The organism is Collimonas sp. GW821-FHT02H07 (assembly GCF_059421505.1).
This window is the reverse complement of the sequence record NZ_JBWKVC010000001.1, coordinates 259,734-277,318: the sequence shown is the minus strand read 5'-3', so window position 1 is coordinate 277,318 and position 17,585 is coordinate 259,734. Positions and strand designations below refer to the sequence as shown.

Sequence of the window (17,585 nt, the reverse complement as noted above, 5' to 3'; positions counted from 1 at the left end):
CACAGAAGCGGGGAACGCTGGGCAGCCGGCCGTGGTATTACGGAGGTGGCTACAGAACAATGCCAGCGTCTTCGGCAAGGAGCTTTTAGTTAAATTGTTTCAGGAAACGCAGATCGCCTTCGTAGAACAAACGCAGATCGTTGATGCCATAACGCAGCATGGTCAGGCGTTCGATGCCGGAGCCGAACGCGAAGCCGATGAACTGTTCCGGATCCAGGCCCATGTTGCGCACCACGTTGGGATGCACCTGGCCTGCGCCCGAGACTTCCAGCCAGCGCCCTTTCAGCGGACCGCTGCCGAAGGCAATGTCGATCTCGGCCGAAGGCTCGGTGAACGGGAAATAGGAAGGACGGAAGCGCACTTGCAGATCGTCGGTTTCAAAGAAGGCCTTGACAAAATTCAGGTAGGCGCCCTTGAGGTCGGCGAAGCTGATGTCTTCGGCAATCCACAAGCCTTCGACCTGATGGAACATCGGCGAATGGGTGGCGTCGCTGTCGACGCGATAGGTGCGGCCCGGGGCGATGACCTTGATCGGCGGCTTGTTCATGCGCGCGTAACGCACCTGCATCGGGCTGGTGTGAGTGCGCAGCAGCAGCGGCTTGCCTTCGGTGTCGTTGCCTTCGATGTAGAAGGTGTCCTGCATCGAACGCGCCGGATGGTTTTCCGGGCTGTTCAAGGCGGTAAAGTTGGTCCAGTCGGTTTCGATTTCCGGGCCGTCGGCCACGTCGAAACCGATCGATCGGAAAATTTCTTCGATGCGCTGCCACGATCGCATGACGGGATGGATGCCGCCGACGCCGCGGCCGCGGCCCGGCAAGGTGACATCGATCGCTTCCGCGTTCAGGCGCTCTTGCATCTGCGCATTGGCCAGGGCATCACGGCGCGCTGTGAGCGCAGCTTCGATCTGCTCCTTGGCGGTATTGATGACGGCGCCCTGCACTTTGCGCTCGTCCGGCGCCAGCTTGCCCAGCCCCTTCATCTGCTCGGTGATCTGGCCGGTCTTGCCGAGATATTTGGCTTTCGCGTTTTCCAGCGCGGCGGCGTCGACAGCGGCGATGAAATCAGCCTGGGCTTGCGTTACTAGTTGTTCTAGGGAGTTCATGCAGTTTTCCTGCTCCATTGAAGCCGAAATACGCCAGTCAAATCAAAAAAACCAGCGGTTAAAAACACAAACGGGGCATAAGGTGTTGACCTCTGCCCCGCTCGGGATTGCCACGCCGCAGAACCGCGCGGCATTGGCAAAACTACATAAGAAACTTACGCAGCGATGTTGGCCTTGACTTGATTGACAATCGCAGCAAACGCTGGCTTGTCCATCACTGCCATATCAGCCAGAACCTTACGGTCCAGTTCGATCGAAGCACGCTTCAGACCGTTCATGAATACGCTGTATGTCATGCCATGCTCACGGGAAGCGGCGTTGATACGGGCGATCCACAATGCACGGAATACGCGCTTCTTGTTGCGGCGGTCACGGTATGCATATTGACCAGCGCGCATGACTGCTTGCTTGGCTACACGGTAGACTTTACTGCGGCGACCGCGGTAACCCTTGGCAAGGTTAAGAACTTTTTTATGACGGGCACGAGCTGTAACCCCACGTTTTACTCTAGGCATAATAACTCCTTAGTATGAGGTTAAGCGTTCGGCAACATGCGCGAAACGGATACCATGTTGTGGTCATTGACCCCAACGGAACCGCGCAATTGACGTTTGTTTTTGGTGGTTTTCTTGGTCAGGATGTGACGTTTGAACGCTTGGCCGCGTTTAACAGTACCACCCGGACGGACGCGGAAGCGCTTTTTGGCGCTGCTCTTCGTTTTCATTTTAGGCATGACACTATCTGTCCTCTAGGGACAGCTCCTTTTTTAACATGATTGCAGGTGGCAACAATATCGTTACGCTTGGATGCCTGCTCTCACTTGTTTAAACCCAACTGCCCGACTGCCACAGCTGGATTTTGCAGCAGGATCTGGCCTGCTGCTTTTTGGGCGATCTGGATAATTGCTCATCCACGCCGCCTAAAATCTATCTAATCAGTTGAGGACAGAGCTGCACGAGAAGTGTAATTCGCCCCGGCTCAATTAAACCCTACCCGGGCAGCTCTGTCCCCAATTTATTATTTCTTCTTTTTAGGACCGATGATCATGATCATCTGGCGCCCTTCCATCTTCGGCCACTGCTCGACCTGTCCGTACGGCTCCAGGTCTGCCTTCAGACGTTCCAGCATGCGCATGCCGATGTCCTGGTGAGCCATTTCACGGCCGCGGAAACGCAGCGTGATCTTGACCTTGTCGCCGTCTTCGTCCAGGAAGCGGGTCAGGTTGCGCAGTTTGATGTTGTAATCACCATCATCGGTACCCGGGCGGAATTTGACTTCCTTCACCAGGATGACCTTCTGCTTCAACTTGGCCTCGTGCGCCTTCTTCTGTTCCTGATACTTGAACTTGCCGTAGTCCATCAAACGGGCTACCGGCGGCTGGGCTGTTGGTGCGATTTCCACCAAGTCAACGTTCGCCTCTTCCGCCAGGCGGAAGGCCTCAGCCAGACTGACGATACCGAGTGCTTCGTTCTCGACACCGGATAAGCGCAATTCTGGCGCCGTAATTTCGCCGTTGATGCGATGTGACTTGTCCGTAGCTATTGCAGTTTCCTTTAAAAATCAAATAATTAAGCCGTGCTCTTGCGCTTGGGTCACCCCGTTCAGGCTTTGGTTTCGACCTCGTTCCTGAGGCGCTCCACCAGTACGTCGATAGGCATCACACCCAGATCGACATTGCCCCGCGCTCGCACGGCCACTGTGTTTGCATCCCGCTCTTTATCACCGACAACCAGTATATAAGGCGGCTTCTGCAAAGAATGCTGCCGTATTTTATAGGTAATCTTCTCATTACGCAAATCGGTCTCTACCCTAAACCCTTGTTTTTTCAGCGTTTGTGCAACATTTTGGACATATTCCGACTGGGCGTCGGAGATATTCAAAACAACAACTTGCACCGGCGCAAGCCACAAGGGCATGGCGCCGGCGTGATTTTCGATCAGCATGCCGATAAAACGCTCCAGCGAGCCGACAATAGCACGATGCAGCATGACCGGCACTTTGCGGCCATTGTCTTCAGTGACATATTCCGAACCGAGGCGGCCCGGCATCGAAAAATCGACCTGCATGGTGCCGCACTGCCAGGAACGGCCGATCGAATCCTTCAGGTGGTACTCGATCTTCGGACCGTAGAAGGCGCCCTCGCCCGGCAATTCTTCCCACTCGGCGCCGGAGGCGCGGATGGCTTCGCGCAAGGCGTTTTCCGCCTTGTCCCAGACCTCTTCCTCGCCGACCCGCTTTTCAGGACGCAGGGCCAGCTTGACCGCGACTTCGCTAAAGCCGAAATCGAGATAGACCTTGCGCACCAGCTTGTCGAAGACTGCAACTTCTTCCTGGATCTGCTCTTCCGTACAGAAAATATGGCCGTCATCCTGGGTAAAGCCGCGCACCCGCATCATGCCGTGCAAGGCGCCGGACGGCTCATTGCGATGGCACTGACCGAACTCACCGAAGCGCAGAGGCAGGTCGCGATAGCTGTGCAGGCTGGAATTGAAAATCTGGATATGGCCAGGGCAGTTCATCGGCTTCAACGCGTAGCTGCGGTTTTCCGATTCGGTGGTGAACATGCTTTCGCGATAATTTTCCCAGTGGCCAGTCTTTTCCCATAGGGAGCGGTCGAGGATCTGCGGCGCCTTGACTTCCTGATAACCATTGTCGTTATAGACGCGGCGCATGAACTGCTCGACCTGCTGCCAGATCGTCCAGCCCTTGGCGTGCCAGAAAATCAGGCCCGGCGCTTCGTCCTGGAAATGGAACAGGTCGAGCGCGCGGCCCAGCTTGCGGTGGTCGCGCTTTTCCGCCTCTTCCAGCATGTGCAGATAGGCTTCCTGCTCATCCTTCTTGGCCCAGGCAGTGCCATACACCCGCTGCAGCATTTCATTCTTGGCATCGCCGCGCCAGTAGGCGCCGGCCAGCTTCATCAGCTTGAACACCTTCAGCTTGCCGGTCGACGGCACGTGCGGACCGCGGCACAGGTCGGTGAACTTGCCTTCTGTGTAGAGCGAGACTTCCTGGTCTTGCGGAATCGAGCCGATCAGCTCTGCCTTGTAGGCCTCGCCGATCGATTCAAAATAGGCGATCGCTTCATCGCGCGCCACTACCTTGCGCGTGACAGGCTCATCCTTCTTGGCCAGCTCAGCCATCTTCTTTTCGATTTCCAGCAAGTCTTCCGGGGTGAACGGACGCTTGTAGGCAAAATCGTAGTAAAAGCCGTTTTCGATCACCGGCCCGATAGTCACCTGCGCGTCAGGAAACAGTTCCTTGACCGCGTAGGCCAGCAAGTGCGCCGTCGAATGGCGGATCACTTCCAGGCCGTCGGCATCCTTGTCGGTCACGATCGCCAGCTCGACATCGCGCTCGATCAGGAAAGAAGTATCGACCAGCTTGCCGTCGACCTTGCCGGCCAAAGCCGCCTTGGCCAGGCCGGCGCCGATGCTGGCGGCGACCTGCGCCACCGTCAGCGGCGCTTCGAATTGACGCTGTGAACCATCGGGAAGTTTGACTGCTATCATTTTGGGCCTCATATCGGCGCTCACTTGGAACGACGCCGGATTGAATTAAGTTGAACGGTTGCTTTACAAAAACGTGGACGAAAAAAAACGCGGACCAGCCGCGCTTTTTTCATCTTGCAGGTAGAAAAAGGCCTCGACTAGCGTCGCTCACAGATCGTGGTGGTAGTTCGCGGTGTCATAACCGGGATGCCTTTCTCGCTCTTACAGATGTTGAATTCGTTGCAGCTGCGCCGCCGGGAATGACGACAACAGGATGCTTCCGATCATACCAGAAAATTTATGCGGCATGGCAAGCGCGCAACATGCGCTGTTGCTAATCCGCCTAAAACGCCGCCCAATTTACCGCACTGTTGCTGCCACCAGCGGCTCGCCGCGATTCCACCAGCCCCCGCCCAAGGCCTGGAACAGCGCCGCCGTATCGGCAAAGCGCGCCGCCTGCGCCTGCGCCAGGCTGATTACTGCCTGCTGATAGGTTTGCTGCGCCGTCAGCAAGGTCTGCGGCGTGGCGGCGCCGAGCTGCACCGATTTGCGGGAGATCTCCAGGCTGCGCGCGGCGGCGCGCTCGGCCAGATACTGCGCCTGCAGGGCGTCGGCATCGTATTGCAAGGCGCGCAGACTGTCGGCGACGTTCTGGAAGGCGTGTATCACCGTGCTTTGATACTGTGCAGCGGCTTGTTCCAGCAAGGCTTCCGAGGCGCGCTTCTTGTGCAGCAATGCGCCGCCAGCGAACAAGGGTTGCGTCAGGCCGCCGACCAGGCTCCACAGCCCGGTGCCCGAGGTGAACAAATCCCCCATCTGCGCGGCGGCGCTGCCGATATTCGCACTCAAGGTAATCTGCGGCAGCATATTGGCGGTAGCCACGCCGACGGCGGCGCTGGCGGCATGCAGCTGCGCTTCCGCCGAACGGATGTCGGGGCGCTGCCGCACCAGGCTTGAAGGCAGGCTGAGCGGCAGTTGCTGCGGCAGGCTAAGGCTGGCCAGATCGAATCTCTGCTCTAGCTCTTCGCTCGGAAAACGCCCTGCCAACACCGTCAGCAGGTCACGCTGCAGCGCCAGCGATTTTAGCAGGGGCGGCAGGCTAGCCTGGGTCTGCGCCAGGGCCGCCTGCTGCGCCAGCACGTCGGCCTGGGCCACATCGCCCAGCTGGTACTGCCGCTGCAGCAGCGTCAGCAATTCGCCCTGCACCTTGAGCACTTCCTGCGTCGCCGCAATCTGCGCCCGCAATGCGGCTTCCTGCACCGCGGCCGCGACCACGTTCGAGGTCAGCGTCAGATAAGCCGCTTCCAGCAGGAATTTCTGCTGCTCGGCCTGGGCTTGCAAACCTTCCACCTGGCGGCGGTTGCCGCCGAACGCATCCAGCGTATAGGAAACGCTGACCTGGGCGGTGTGCAGGTTGAACGGCGACGTGCCCTGCCCTGCCGATACCGGCTGCTTTTGCCGGGTCGGCGCCAGGCTGGCATTGACGCTCGGGAAAAATGCCCCCTGTTGCGCCGACACTTGTTCCTGGGCGGCGCGCAAGGCTGCCTCGGCCGATTGCAGATCCGGATTGGCCTTGAGCGCCTGTTCGATGACGGCATTCAATGCCGGCGAATTGAACAGAGTCCACCATTGGGCGGGAATATCCATGCCTTCGACGAGCTGCTGGGCAGCGCCGCCGGCGGTTTCTGCGGACGAGGTTTTTGTCTGCAGCGGCTCTTTGGTGTACCCCTTGACCTCTGGCGCGTCCGGCTGCTTGAAATCCGGTCCGGCGGCGCAACCGGCCAGCGCCAGCGCTACTGCCATCACGGAGATTCTCAGCGGCCGATTGAAATGCAATGTCGTTGTATTCATATTTTTACCTGCTCGTTTTTATCCGGCGCCTTAGCGTCCGTCACGCTCTTTACTGATGCCGCGGCGGCGTTCAATCCAGTTTTCCAGCGAATAATAGAAAGCGGGCAGGATGAACAGGGTCAGCATGGTGGCGACCACCAGCCCGCCCACCACCACCGTCGCCAAGCCGCGCTGGACGTCGGTGCCGACCCCGGTCGCCAACGCCGCCGGCAGCATGCCGACCGAAGCCACCGTAGCTGTCATCAGCACCGGCCGGAAGCGCTCGAACGCCCCCGCCAGCACCGCATCCCGCAAGGCCATGCCCTGGCGCCGCACGCGGTTGATGTTGGAGACCATGATGATGCCGTTCTGCACCGCCACCCCGAACAAGGCGATGAAGCCGACCCCGGTGGCGACGTTGATGGTGCCGTTGGTGACGCGCAGCGCAATCAGGCCGCCCAGCGCCGCCAGCGGCACCACGCCCAGTATCAGCAGCGCTTGCCGCAGCTTGCCGAAACCGGCGTACAGGATCACCGCCATCAGGCCCAGCACCAGGCCGAACACCAGAATCAGGCGCGACTGCGCGCGCTCCTGGTTCTCGAACTGGCCGGCCCACTCGAGGCGATAGCTGGCCTTGTCGAAATTCACTTTCTGCGCCACCTGGACCTGCGCTTCCTGATAGTAGGACAGCAGGTCGCGATCGGCGTAATCCAGGCGCACGGTCAGCTGGCGGTGCGTGTTTTCATGGGCGATCGTGCTTTCGCCGGTGGTAGTGCGGATATGGGTCACCTGCGACAGCGGAATGCGCGCGCCGCTGGCCGTGGTCAGCAGCAGGTTGCCAAGCGCTTCCGGGCTGCTGCGGCTGTCCTTGGCAAAGCGCACCGTAACGTTGTGCACCCGGTCCGCCACATACAGCTGCGTGACCGGAGCGCCGCCGATGCCGGTCTGGATCAGGGCGGCGATATCGGCGACATTGATCCCCAGCCGCGCCGCGGCGGCGCGATCGATATCGATCGCCACCTGCGGCACCGGCGGTTCCTGGAAGATGGCGACATCGGCCGTGCCCCTGACCTGCTTGAGCACCGTGACGATCTGCTCGCCGATGCGGCGCAATTCCTTGAAGTCGTCGCCGTACACGCGGATCACCAGCGGACTGTGGGCGCCGCCGACTGCATCGTTGACGCCGTCGCTGATGGGCTGGCTGATGCCGATCGAAAAGCCTGGAAGTTGAGACAGGCGCTGATTCAACTTATGCACGAACTGTTCCTTGGTCTCGCCGTTGGCCCAGCTACTGTAGGGCTTCAGCCCGACCGGCACCTCCATGTGCGAAGGGGTCCAGGGATCGGTGCCGTCGTCGCTGCGGCCGAGCTGGGTCACGGCATACGACACCTCCGGGAATTCCAGCAGGGTGCGGCGCAGCTCGCTGGCCATCTCGCTGCCCTTTTCCAGCGACAGGCCGGACGGCATCTGCACTTGCAGCCACAGGGTGCCTTCATCCATGTTCGGCATGAACTCCCTGCCGGTCGCCGCGCCCAGGATGATCACGCCGGCCAGCGCCAGCGCGCCGAGGCCGTACGACACCGCAGGATTGGCCAGCAGCCGCCCCAGGGTCTTGCGATAGCCGGCGCTGAGCCACTCCAGCGGCTTGTTATGGAAAATCCGGCGCGGCTTGTGCAAGGCCATGTAGGCCAGGCCGGGCACCAGCACGATGCTGCACACCAGCGCGCCGATCAGCGCATAGCTGACGGTAAACGCCATCGGCGACAGCAGCTTGCCTTCGGCGCGCTCGAAAGCGAACAGCGGCAGGTAGGCGACGATGATGATCAGGGTGGCGAAGAAAATCGGCCGTATCACCTCGGTGGTGGCGTCGCGCACATCGGTCTCGCTCAGCTCCGCCTCGGGCTTGGCTTCGCGCCGCCGCAGGATCGCTTCGGTGACCACGATGGCGCCGTCGACAATGATGCCGAAGTCGATCGCGCCCAGCGAGAACAGGTTGGCCGGCATCTTGGTCAGGTACATCATGATGAACACCGCCACCAGCGCCAGCGGAATCGTCACCGCCGCCACCAGCGCGCTGCGCGGACTGCCGAGAAAGAGGATAAGGACGATGCAGACCAGGCCGATGCCTTCGAGCACGGTATGACCGACCTTGTGAATGGTCAGCTCGATCAGGTCGTCGCGGTCGATGTAGGGCACGATCTTGACGCCCATCGGCGCCAGCTGTTTTTGCAGCTGTGCGACCTTGGCGTGCACGTCCTTGATCACTTCCGAAGCGTTCTGGTATTTCAGCAGCTTGACGATGCCTTCGATGGTATCGGGATTGCGGTCCTTGCCCAGGATCCCTTGCCGCTCCTGATGGCTGTACTGCAGCTTGCCAAGGTCGCGCACCAGCACCGGCACGCCGCCGGACTGCTTGACCACCACGTTGCCGAGATCGGTCAGGCTGCGCATCAGGCCGATGCCGCGCACCACGTAGCCCTGCTCGCCGCGGGTGATGCGGCTGCCGCCGGCGTTGGCGTTATTGCTGTTGATGGCGCTGGTGACATCCGACAGCGAAACGCCGAAGCGCTGCAGCTGCTGCTGGTCGACTTCCAGCTGGTATTCCATGGTCAGGCCGCCGAAATTGCCGACTTCGGCAATGCCCGGCACCTGCTGCAATTCCGGGATCACGATCCAGCGCTGGATCTCGGACAATTCCAACAGGTTCTTGCTGTCGGATTCCAGGGTATAGCGGTAAATTTCACCGGCGGCGCTGGTCACCGAATCCAGGCTGGGCGTGATGCCGGCAGGCAGCGCGGCCTGAGTCATGCGTTCGGTGACGCGCTGGCGCTCCCAGTAATCCTCGGCGCCATCCTTGAACGTCAAGGTAATCAGCGAGAGGCCGAAAGTGCTGGACGAACGCATGTGCACCAGGCCGGGTGTGCCGCTCAGCTGGCGCTCCAGCGGGATGGTGATCTGCTGCTCGACCTCTTCGGCCGCGAGGCCGGGCGCCTGGGTCGTGACCTGGGCGGTAACGTCGGACAGTTCAGGATAGGCTTCCACCGCCATCCGCGTCCACGAGTAGTAGCCGAACAAGGTCACCATCAGCACCACCAGGATCACCGCATAACGCTTTTGCAGGCAATAACGAACGATCTTGTTAATCATTGAGCAGCACTCCGCCCTTGATCACTACGCGATCGCCGACCAGCAGACCCTTCTGGATCCGCACGCTGCCGTCTTCCTGGTTGCCGGTTTCGATGGTGCGCCGTTCGAAGGTCCATGGCGCCACCTCGACGAACACCGTGGTGTTTTCATTATTCATCAGCAAGGCGGATGGCGGCACCACCGGCGCCGCGGACTGCGCCACCGCAAACGAGGCGTTGGCGAACATATTGGGCTTGAACTTGCCGTCGCCGTTCGGCACGCTGATGCGCACCAGCGCCCGCCGCGTATCCGGCTGCAGGACATCGCTGACAAACGCCACATTGCCGCGGAATTTTTCACCCGGATAGGCCGGCAGGCTGATGTTCACCGCCTGTCCCTTCTTGACCGCGGACAGCATGTTTTCCGGCACGCTGGCGGTAATCCAGACGTTGTCCAGATTGGCGATGGTCATCAGGACCGCGTTCGGATCGTTGGCCGACTGCCCGGCGCCTATCGACAGCGCCGTGATGCTGCCGGAACTCGGCGCCACCAGGTTGAGCCGCTGGCCGCCGCTGTCGGCGGCGCTGGCGCCGCCGGCGCTGAGCGATTTGAGACGGGTATCGGCGCGGGCGAATTCAGCCTGCGCCTGGACATAGGTGCTTTCCGATTGCTCCAGGTCCTTGGCGGCGCCGGCGCCGGCCTGCTGCACGCCGCGCTGGCGATCCAGCACGCGCTTGGTGAGCTGCAGCGTATCGCGCGCCTTTTGCAGGTCGGACGTAGCCTGGGCAAAATCCCCCGAGGTCATCACCAGCAGCAACTGCCCTTTGCGCACATGATCGCCCAGGCCGACCTTCAGTTCCAGCACCTTGCCGGCCACCGGCGGCAGGATATTGATGGTGCGGCCTGGATCGGCTTCCACCTGCGCCGGCAGTTCCAGCGCATGGGTGGCATCCAGCGAGGCGACGGTTTGCACGGCCACGCGCGAGCGCAGCGGCGAGTGTTCCGGAATCGTGATGCGCGCGCCCTGCCTGATGAAATTGGGGTCGGCGGCAGCGCTGGCTTCGGCGGCAGCGGCCTTGCCCTGATGGCCGAAGGCGACGAAAGCGATGGCGCCGGCAATCAGCGTGGCGACGGCAACGATCGCGAGGGGCTGGCGTTGCAAGAGATTATTTTTCATGATGATGCTCGTATTGGAAGATCGGTTTTCACGTCATCCCGCAAGCTGAGCTTTTGCAAAGGCGGGATACTATTTATTTGCAACGGATGCGGCCAGCGCTGGCGGGTCCGGCTTAATCTGGCGCGGCTGGCAAACCGTGCCGGGAACATGCACAGCGCGCAATGCCGGCGTGCCGGACTGGGGATATCAGGGACTGGGATCTGCGGGAGTCTTGATCAAAGAGAATTTCAGCACTTCAGCGCAGCCGCTCTGTTCAAGCAGACCAGGCAGATGCGCCACAAGCCGCCCGGCCGGAGGGGGCGACAGCATTGAAAGCATAGGGGCCTGGCGCCTTAGCAATAGAGAATTTTTAAACATCGAAGCAGCGCCAGTGAATACCCGTTGATCTCAATCAGCCGCTAACCAGCGGTCCGCGGAAACCTGACACATGCGAACGCCTTTTACCGCGCTCTGCACATGGCCCCAAACTGGGACTGCTACAGACTACAGAGCTATCCTGTCAAAAGCCTGAATGGAAGCTGACAAAATCCTGACAGGCCAGGAATACCCTCAGACTGACATCTGAAGCAAGGCTTTGCCGCATGAATCAATTATTATCATTGCAACAAAACAGGAAATATACACGGGGAAAATTACACAGGAATGACACTTGCGGGAGGGCCTAGCCGGCGCACCCCGGCCGGCGTCTGGATATACGCCGTCAGGCTGGGCGCCATGCCCGGGCCGATAAGGTTCACGGAAAACACTCCCTGGAAAGCGTTCAGCGCCAGCAAGTTGCTGAGCTGCTCCGCATCGGCGGGCGCCATGTCGGCCTCCAGGCCAAGCAAGGAACAACCCAGGTCAGGCAGCCTGCTGGCCGGATGCGGCTGGGCTTGCCATTCGATCAGGGTCGGGGCGATGCCTTGCATCGGCAGGCTGCCGTCGTCAGGAATCGTGATCAGCCAATGCAGCTGGCCGCGCGTCATCGGTACAATCGGCCCCAGCGCGACGGGAGATGCGGCGACTGCAGCAGCAATGTCGCTGGTGCGCGCGACCCAGGTCGCCAGGCGCGGCCGGGTATCGGGCGTGATCCGGTCAAGCTGGAACCAGCGCGGCCGCTCCGGCGGCGGCGCCTCCGGGTTCACCGCAATCACTTCCAGGAACAGCCCTTCGCCCAGCCGCAGCAGAGCATTATGGGTGCCCATGCGCGGATGTTCGCCGCCGGCCGCAAGCGCGACGCCGAGCGCCTGCTGCACGTATGCGGCCCCTTCCGCCAATGAAGGCGCGGTGATCACAAGATGGTCAATGCAGGTATGCGGCATGGTTGTCTTTCGTGTAAGCGCAGCGGCGCCGACCATGTTACCCAGATAGACCAGGCGCGCCAAGCCTTTCGCGCCCGACGCCAGTCCGGTGCTGATGGCAAGGTCCACCTGGTACCGACAGACGTGCCATAGCAACAAATCTGGATGTAATTAAATGCATCATTACTTGGCGCTTAAACAATCACAGGTATAGTTACCCCCGAACGAACAACACGAGAAAATGACTATGAAACGTATGCTCTGCGTACTCGCGCTGGCCGCAGTCGGCGCGGCCGCTCTGCTGCCTGCCCAGGCAATGGCGCAAATCGGCGTCAACATCATCATCGGTACGCCGCCACCGCCACCGCGCTACGAGCGCGTGCCGCCGCCGCGCGTCGGCTACCTGTGGGCGCCGGGCTATTGGAACTGGGATGGCCGGCGCCATGTCTGGGCTGGCGGACACTGGGAAAGGGCGCGCAACGGCTATCGCTACGACCAGCCGCAATGGCAGCACGGCCGCAACGGCTGGGAACTGCATCGCGGCGGCTGGCAGCATGGCGGCGGTCATCATGGCGGACGCCATGACCAGCGGCGCGATCATCGGCGCAGCAACGATCACCGCCATCGCTGATTTTTCCGGCAACCGGCAAGGCTGAAGCACCAAGCCGGCTGCCCGTCAATTTCAATATATGCAATTTATACAGAACTCAAGGACTGACATGACAATCAAACAATCCCTCGCCATCGCCATGCTGCTGGCTTCAGCCGGCCTTTCCACCGCTCACGCCCAGGATAACGGCGCGCGCGCCTCGCTGGACAATGCCAAACCCGGCGCCAGCGAAGAATGCCGGCGCTTGCAAGAGCGCGTGCAGGAACTCGACCGCATGGACGACGAACGGGTGGCGCGCAAAGGCCACACCGGCTTGCAGCAAAGCCCGGTGCAGACCAAGGAATGGATAGACAAGGAACGCAAGGATGCAAAGACCAAGATGTTCTTTGCGAAATGCTGATGTTCTAAGCTGCTTCGTCGGGCCGTGATTGATCGTGATGCCAGCGCCAGAGGCCGCTCACAATCGCAACGCCATGGCGCGGAATCCGGGCGGCAGCGTTCTGCTGCTTTCCGCCGGCTGGAATCCCAGGGCTGCATAGAAAGCCACCGCATTGGGAGCCGAGTTGAGGCGGATCGCCGGCCGCTCGCTCAAAGCGCGGCATTGCTGGATCGCCGCCAGCGTCAATGCGCGGCCTATGCCCTGGCGTTGCAGCTCCGGCGTGACGAACAAGCTGCACAGATTCCAGAAATTCTTGACCAGCACCACGGCGACTATCCGGCCGTCGCGGGTATATTTGAGATGGCAGCAATGCTCACGGTTTTCCAGCCACCAGTCGAGATTCTGATGAACGTTACGGATCAGCTCCGTTTGCAGGACGGGATCGTCGGCGACTTTCTCGGCGACGATGATGCGCTCCGTGAACTGGCGCAACTGCTCAAGGTCATGGGATTCAACTGATTGTATGGCGTCGATCATTGCGGCGGATCCAAAGCTGGGCACGGCAGCCGGTTAAAGAATTCAGGTTGAATTTACCACGAATCCGCCGCCGCAAATCAACCCAGATGCCGCACCCTTCGTGCCGCGGCAGCCGAATACAGGAGCGACGGTGCCCGCAGGTTTTCACAGTAGCAGGTGTACACGGTCTTGATGTCATGGTCGTCATTGGATGACAGCGCCAGCCTGAACAGCTGCGGCCAGGGATCGGCGCCGTGCAAGGCTGCCGACAGGCTGGCAAGGCCGGCGCCGACGGAGGCTGCCACGCGATGCTCGTCGACGGCGATCTCGATCGGCAGATTGCCGCTGACCAGCGCGGCCAGGCCGGCGGCGATTTCACCGTCGTGCATCGCTTCCAATCCATAGGCAAGCCGGATTACCGCATGAAATGCGCCGCTGGCCGGCGCAAACGGCAGCCGGCTGAAAACCTGCCCGATCACCGCATCCGGCCCGTCTTCCATCATCCACTCCTGGAAACACAGGCGCAAGGCGGCAAACGCGTCAGCCTGGCTGATATATGCCGGCCACGATTCACGCGCGATGCGCAAGCCGGGCGACGCCTCCGGCAGCGCAAAACGGCGCTCCCACTGCGCGAAGAATTCATGCAGGCGCGCCGGCGGCGTTCCCATGGCGGCAAGCGCGCATAGCGCCATCGGGCAATGATTGGTGGTGCCTTTGCCGTTCAGCGCAAAACGGCCGTTGGCGTCGAGCAGCTGCTGGAGTGTAAGGTCTTGGATCAGTTCGCTCATTGCATCGCCTCGAAATCGATATGACGACCCGATTATCAAAGTTCAAGTAAACTTGAAGTCAACATGAATTTCGAGGGACATCATGAGCGATCAATTGATCACCATCGGCGAGCTGGCCAAGCGCTCCGGCGTCGCCGCCAGCGCGCTGCGCTTCTATGAAGAGCAGGGCCTGATCGGCAGCAAGCGCGAAGCAGGCAGGCAACGGCAATTCGCGCGCGACGTGCTGCGCCGGGTCGCCTTCATCCGCGTCGCGCAAACGGTAGGGCTAAGCCTGGACGAGATCAAGCTGGCCTTGTCTACCCTGCCCCTGCAACGCACCCCAACCAAGCAGGACTGGGAACGCCTGTCGCGCTCGTGGCAACCGCTGCTGCAGCAGCGCATCGACACACTGACAGCGCTGCGCGACCAGCTCACCTCGTGCATAGGCTGCGGCTGCCTGTCGCTCAAGAAGTGCGCGCTCTACAATCCTGAGGATACGGCGCAACGGCGCGGCAGCGGCCCGCGCTACCTGCTGGGCGACCGTTCCGAGGCAGGCCTGGCCGAGTCCGGCGTGGTCAAGCCGGCTTGAGGCCGGGCGCCAGCTGCGCGTAGATCCAGAAATTCCTGGGTTCGCCGCGCACCATCCTGAAATTGCGCAGCAAACCCTCGCGCTGGAAACCGCATTTTTCCAGGACCCGCAACGTGCGCGTATTGGAGTCCAGCGCAGTGGCCTGGACCCGCACCACGCCAAGGCGCTCGAAGGCCCAGCCCGTCATGGCCGCGCAGGCAGACGGCGCAATCCCCATGCCCCAGACGCTTGGCGCCAGGTCATAAGCGATCTCAGCGGTCTTACTCGGCAGCGACAGGCTGTGGAAACCGATGCTGCCGACCAGCTCGCCGGAACTGCACAGGACGATAGCGAAACGTAGCTCTGAAGCTGGATCCGCAGACTCCAGTCCATCGAATTTCTGCTGCAAGTCATCGATGGAGCGCAGCTGCCAGCTGGTATGTTCCAGCACATGCGGCATGGTCAGGTAGGCATGCCACGCGGGCAGGTCTGCCCTGCTCAGCGGGCGCAGGCAAACAAGTTCGTGCGGCAGTTCTGGCGGATTGGTGTATTGCATGGGCAGGCATCAGGATTGATCGAAATGGCTATGCACGATCATAGCGTAAAGCTAAAGCTTCACGCTTCTGGCGGCAACCAAACTCGGCATGAATTTTCAATGCCAAAATGCGGGTCGGGTGGAGCCTCTCAAGAAATCCTGCCGGCACGGAACCGGCTAAGCCAGCGTGATCGCTATCCCCATCTTGCGATAAGGCGCAATCAAGGCTTCCTCCACCCCGGCATTGACCACAATGTCGCTGACCTGGCTCAGCGGCGCGATCTGGAATGGCGAGGCCGTATCCAGTTTCTCGGGCGAGGCCAGCACCACCGTCCTGGCCGCCGCATCGCTGAGGGCGCGCTTGACACCGGCTTCTTCAACATCGCCAGTGCTGATGCCGGCCTCGGGATGCAAGCTGCACACTCCCATGAAATACAGGTCGGCGCGAATCCGGGCTATCGCTTCCAGCGCGGCCGCCCCAACCCCCACGATCGAATGCTTGAACAGGCGGCCGCCTATCATGATCACTTCGATATGCGGATGCGACACCAGTTCGATGGCGATGGACGGACTATGCGTCACCACCGTCGCCCGCAGAGTCGGGGCCAGCTGCCGCACCAGTTGCAGCGCAGTCGTGCCGCCGTCGACGAACACGATCTGGCCGGGCTGGATCATGGCTGCGGCGGCGCGGCCGATGGCTGGCTTGGCGTCGGCCGAAATCTGCTGGCGCTCGGCGAAACCGGCCAGCGCGGGCGATGCCGGCAAGGCGCCGCCGTGCACGCGTTGCAGCAAGCCTTCTTGCGCCAGCTGGCGCAGGTCGCGCCGGATGGTGTCCTCCGACAGGCCCAGTTGTTCGCTCAATGTTTTAGCGACGATCTGGCCGTCGCGCTCCAGGATTTCCAGCAGATGCTGTTTGCGTTGCAGGGTTAGCATAATTTTATTTGCACGTTTTTTCTTGATATTTCACGATATTGCATGATAAATTTCATTGACGCAAGTCCACGACGTAAGTCCACGACGTAAGCCCATCCAAACACCATCAGGAGCACTGCATGCACGACGACAGAGTCAAGATCCGCAAGGTTGAAGTATTGTCGGACGACTGGTATCTGCTGAAAAAAACCACCTTCGACTATCGCCGCGGCGACGGCAGCTGGCAAACCCTGACGCGCGAAACCTACGACCGCGGCAACGGCGCCACCATCCTGCTCTACAACCGCGAGCACCGCAGCGTCATCCTGATCCGCCAGTTCCGTTTTCCCACTTTCGGCAACGGCCATGACGGCTTCCTGATCGAGACCGCCGCCGGCTTGCTCGACCACGCCAGCCCGGAGCAGCGCATCCGGGCGGAGGTCGAAGAAGAAACCGGCTACAGCGTCAGCGAGGTGCGCAAGGTGTTCGAAGCTTTCATGAGCCCGGGATCGGTGACCGAAAAACTGTATTTCTTCGTCGCTGAATATGCGCCGGATGCGCGCATCAGCGACGGCGGCGGTCTGCAAGACGAAGGCGAGGATATCCAGGTACTGGAACTGACGCTGGAACGCGCCATGCAGATGGTGGCCAGCGGTGAAATCGCCGACGGCAAAACCATCATGCTGCTGCAGTACGCGCAGCTGCATTTACTGCCGGCCGCAGCAAGCGTGAATTAATCCTGGTGAGAAAAAGGCTTTGCTGCGTCCGCGGCCAGCGGCGGCGCCGCTAGGCCAGCGCGGCTGATCTGCGCCTGCATCCATAGCACCTCGGGAGTCGATTCCACTTCAACCTCGACAAACCCGAGCCCGGCGTAAATCGCGCGCGCCGCCGGATTGTCGCGATATACGCGCAAGGTCGCAGCGCTGACGCCATAGGCACGAACCGCGTCTTCCAGCAGCAAGCCGCACAAGATCTTGCCCAGCCCTCTGCCGCGCGCTTGCGGCGCAATGGCGATGCGGCACAGGTGCGCAACGCCAGGCCGGCGCAGCCGGTACTGGCCAAAACCGAGGATGTCGGTATCTCCCTGACACAGCACATAGCTGGCGCCAGGCTGCACCTGCAGCAGCTGCGGCAGCAGTAATGGGTCGAAGGGATAGGCCAGCTGCGGACCGGCCCAGCGGGCACAGGCCGCCGCATCGGCAATCCACCCGGCGATGACGGCGTAATCCGCAGCTGCCGGCAACCTTAATGAAACCGTCATACACTCTCTCGTAGGTAAATTTAAGCAGCCGCAA

General features: G+C 61.0%; 18 protein-coding genes. 4 read left to right on the top strand and 14 right to left on the bottom strand.

The genetic code is table 11. The annotated features are described in order from the left end of the window. Positions 1-85 precede the first annotated feature (85 nt). From pheS to AC07V8_RS01090, 9 genes are all read right to left on the bottom strand, one after another. Positions 86-1,102, bottom strand: a complete 1,017-nt coding sequence (gene pheS, locus AC07V8_RS01130; protein WP_494677036.1) for a phenylalanine--tRNA ligase subunit alpha — start codon at positions 1,100-1,102, stop codon at positions 86-88. Positions 1,103-1,257: 155 nt separating this feature from the next. Next, positions 1,258-1,617: a 50S ribosomal protein L20 gene (gene rplT, locus AC07V8_RS01125; protein ID WP_061939538.1), complete on the bottom strand. Its 360-nt coding sequence runs from the start codon at positions 1,615-1,617 to the stop codon at positions 1,258-1,260. 20 nt (positions 1,618-1,637) lie between these two features. Next, entirely contained in the window at positions 1,638-1,835 is a 198-nt protein-coding gene (gene rpmI / locus AC07V8_RS01120; protein WP_061539612.1) for a 50S ribosomal protein L35, read from the bottom strand. Positions 1,836-2,119: 284 nt separating this feature from the next. Then, the gene (gene infC / locus AC07V8_RS01115; protein ID WP_081992442.1) at positions 2,120-2,644 is read right to left on the bottom strand and encodes a translation initiation factor IF-3; all 525 of its coding nucleotides are present in this window, start codon (positions 2,642-2,644) and stop codon (positions 2,120-2,122) included. A 59-nt stretch (positions 2,645-2,703) separates the two neighbouring features. Next, entirely contained in the window at positions 2,704-4,611 is a 1,908-nt protein-coding gene (gene thrS, locus AC07V8_RS01110) for a threonine--tRNA ligase (RefSeq protein WP_494677037.1), read from the bottom strand. A 339-nt stretch (positions 4,612-4,950) separates the two neighbouring features. Beyond that, a complete protein-coding gene (locus AC07V8_RS01105) occupies positions 4,951-6,441 on the bottom strand; it encodes an efflux transporter outer membrane subunit (RefSeq protein WP_494677038.1) in 1,491 nt (496 codons plus the stop codon). Positions 6,442-6,471: 30 nt separating this feature from the next. Beyond that, positions 6,472-9,567: an efflux RND transporter permease subunit gene (locus AC07V8_RS01100; protein WP_494677039.1), complete on the bottom strand. Its 3,096-nt coding sequence runs from the start codon at positions 9,565-9,567 to the stop codon at positions 6,472-6,474. Beyond that, positions 9,560-10,723 (bottom strand): efflux RND transporter periplasmic adaptor subunit, encoded by a 1,164-nt coding sequence (locus AC07V8_RS01095; protein ID WP_494677040.1) that lies wholly within the window; start codon positions 10,721-10,723, stop codon positions 9,560-9,562. The genes AC07V8_RS01100 and AC07V8_RS01095 overlap by 8 nt, the downstream gene beginning before the upstream one ends. Before the next feature lie 632 nt (positions 10,724-11,355). Beyond that, positions 11,356-12,132, bottom strand: coding sequence for a VOC family protein (locus AC07V8_RS01090; RefSeq protein WP_494677041.1), 777 nt, complete (start codon positions 12,130-12,132; stop codon positions 11,356-11,358). A gap of 118 nt (positions 12,133-12,250) precedes the next feature. Between AC07V8_RS01090 and AC07V8_RS01085 the strand changes: the two genes are divergently transcribed. Both AC07V8_RS01085 and AC07V8_RS01080 read left to right on the top strand, forming a co-directional pair. After that, a complete protein-coding gene (locus tag AC07V8_RS01085) occupies positions 12,251-12,634 on the top strand; it encodes a YXWGXW repeat-containing protein (RefSeq protein ID WP_494677042.1) in 384 nt (127 codons plus the stop codon). An 88-nt stretch (positions 12,635-12,722) separates the two neighbouring features. Next, positions 12,723-13,013 carry a hypothetical protein gene (locus AC07V8_RS01080; RefSeq protein WP_494677043.1) on the top strand — a complete coding sequence of 97 codons (291 nt, stop codon included), beginning with the start codon at positions 12,723-12,725 and terminating at the stop codon, positions 13,011-13,013. Between the two features lie 57 nt (positions 13,014-13,070). On the opposite strand, the gene AC07V8_RS01075 is transcribed toward AC07V8_RS01080, so the two are convergent. After that, on the bottom strand, positions 13,071-13,529 hold the full coding sequence (locus tag AC07V8_RS01075; RefSeq protein WP_494677044.1) for a GNAT family N-acetyltransferase: 459 nt from the start codon (positions 13,527-13,529) through the stop codon (positions 13,071-13,073). A gap of 77 nt (positions 13,530-13,606) precedes the next feature. Beyond that, complete coding sequence (locus AC07V8_RS01070; RefSeq protein WP_494677045.1) at positions 13,607-14,296, bottom strand: questin oxidase family protein; 690 nt, start codon at positions 14,294-14,296, stop codon at positions 13,607-13,609. A gap of 82 nt (positions 14,297-14,378) precedes the next feature. On the opposite strand from AC07V8_RS01070, the gene soxR reads away from it, so the two are divergent. Further along, complete coding sequence (gene soxR / locus AC07V8_RS01065) at positions 14,379-14,864, top strand: redox-sensitive transcriptional activator SoxR (RefSeq protein ID WP_494677046.1); 486 nt, start codon at positions 14,379-14,381, stop codon at positions 14,862-14,864. Here soxR and AC07V8_RS01060 read toward each other — a convergent pair. Both AC07V8_RS01060 and AC07V8_RS01055 read right to left on the bottom strand, forming a co-directional pair. Next, positions 14,851-15,399: a GNAT family N-acetyltransferase gene (locus AC07V8_RS01060; RefSeq protein ID WP_494677047.1), complete on the bottom strand. Its 549-nt coding sequence runs from the start codon at positions 15,397-15,399 to the stop codon at positions 14,851-14,853. The genes soxR and AC07V8_RS01060 overlap by 14 nt on opposite strands. Positions 15,400-15,555: 156 nt before the next feature. Continuing rightward, complete coding sequence (locus AC07V8_RS01055; RefSeq protein ID WP_494677048.1) at positions 15,556-16,311, bottom strand: DeoR/GlpR family DNA-binding transcription regulator; 756 nt, start codon at positions 16,309-16,311, stop codon at positions 15,556-15,558. 119 nt (positions 16,312-16,430) lie between these two features. Here AC07V8_RS01055 and AC07V8_RS01050 point away from each other — a divergent pair, with 119 nt between their 5' ends. Next, positions 16,431-17,027 (top strand): NUDIX domain-containing protein, encoded by a 597-nt coding sequence (locus tag AC07V8_RS01050; RefSeq protein ID WP_494677049.1) that lies wholly within the window; start codon positions 16,431-16,433, stop codon positions 17,025-17,027. Here AC07V8_RS01050 and AC07V8_RS01045 read toward each other — a convergent pair. Beyond that, positions 17,024-17,551 carry a GNAT family N-acetyltransferase gene (locus AC07V8_RS01045; protein ID WP_494677050.1) on the bottom strand — a complete coding sequence of 176 codons (528 nt, stop codon included), beginning with the start codon at positions 17,549-17,551 and terminating at the stop codon, positions 17,024-17,026. The two genes, AC07V8_RS01050 and AC07V8_RS01045, sit on opposite strands and share 4 nt — an antisense overlap. Positions 17,552-17,585: the final 34 nt, after the last annotated feature.